This window comes from Methanoregula sp., assembly GCF_002835825.1.
Classification (GTDB): Archaea; Halobacteriota; Methanomicrobia; order Methanomicrobiales; family Methanospirillaceae; genus Methanoregula.
In genome coordinates, this window is record NZ_PIZH01000723.1 from 1 (window position 1) to 1,092 (window position 1,092).

At 53.1% G+C, this 1,092-nt stretch carries 2 protein-coding genes; both read right to left on the reverse strand.

All coding sequences use genetic code 11. From position 1 onward, the window contains the following. Positions 1-199: 199 nt before the first annotated feature. A complete protein-coding gene (locus CW742_RS14705) occupies positions 200-481 on the reverse strand; it encodes a hypothetical protein (RefSeq protein WP_292421679.1) in 282 nt (93 codons plus the stop codon). Positions 482-910: 429 nt separating this feature from the next. Beyond that, positions 911-1,092 (reverse strand): hypothetical protein (locus CW742_RS14710; RefSeq protein ID WP_292421680.1); only part of this gene is annotated, 182 nt, incomplete at its 5' end.

The window sequence follows — 1,092 nt, forward strand, 5'->3', positions numbered from 1 at the left end:
GCTTCAGCGGCTCCATCAAGAACAAACTGGGCAAGGTGGCGTGTGGTGCTCCGGAGTGTCCGGGGGCTCCCGTTGATGGCAAGGATCTTCATATTGTTTTCCGGATCACCGTTGGTCGCCATGAATTAAATGCGTGCGGCCGGATGCCGGTGAAAAAAGATTTGAGAAAAATTTGAAAAATTTTCTGTACTGGAAAAAATTATTTTTTCAGAATTTTTTCCAGCCAGTCTCCGATGAATGTTCCCGCGACCATGATGATAACAAAGACGATGATCACGAGGATCGTGCCGAAAATTCCCGGGAAAACAAAGCTCAGGCTGGTGGTGCCGGGAGAGAGGAACATCGAGATAAGTACGGCAAGGATGCCAATGACGAACCCAAGGGCCGCACCGTTCCGGAGAATCCCCCAGTAGTCTTCCTTTCCTTTGTGGAAAAATCCGAATGCGATACCGATGATCAGCGTCAGCAGTTCAAGCCACATGAAAACATACGCACTCCTGCGAGAATATCGGGTGCCTGCGTCAAAAAAGGTTCCGGAGCCATGCCGCAAGGCAGCCGGATACGGGGACAGCGAAAAGTTCGATAACACTGGTTAACAAGACCTCCTCTAAAACGGTCATAGAAGCCACCGGACAGGGGTTCTTTTTGGGCGTCCTGAAATACGTCCAAAAAAAGGGGGCGCCGGACGCCCGCTATTTAGCAGGTTGAAGTGGGAGTAAAATCGCCGCAATTTGGAAACGGGCCCCGAAATCGGAATTTCTCCATCGGCGTGGACCACATTTCCACTCCACGAAAAAGTGCCCTTCGTCCGTTTGCCAATCCGGGCGTTTTACGGGGTTTTTCGGGAGACTCTTTTCTAAGGATGCCCGGGATCGTCTTGTGCTGCCGGAAAAAAGGGGGGGGTTCCGGTTCATTCCGGTGTTGCCGGGCCGGGGGAACCGGAGAAGAGGCCGATAACGATGAGCGCGAAACCGGCACAGAGAACCGGCCCTATCACCGACAGGACAGGAGCCGAGACCATGTACATCTCCCGCAGGGGATAGATCGCGAACGCGAGGGCAAAAAGGAAGCTGCCGATCGTCACCAGCGGTT

Bases quoted from the DNA above. Each gene is read 5' to 3' on its own strand.
- CW742_RS14705 (WP_292421679.1), bottom strand. From the start codon at position 481: ATGTGGCTTGAACTGCTGACGCTGATCATCGGTATCGCATTCGGATTT.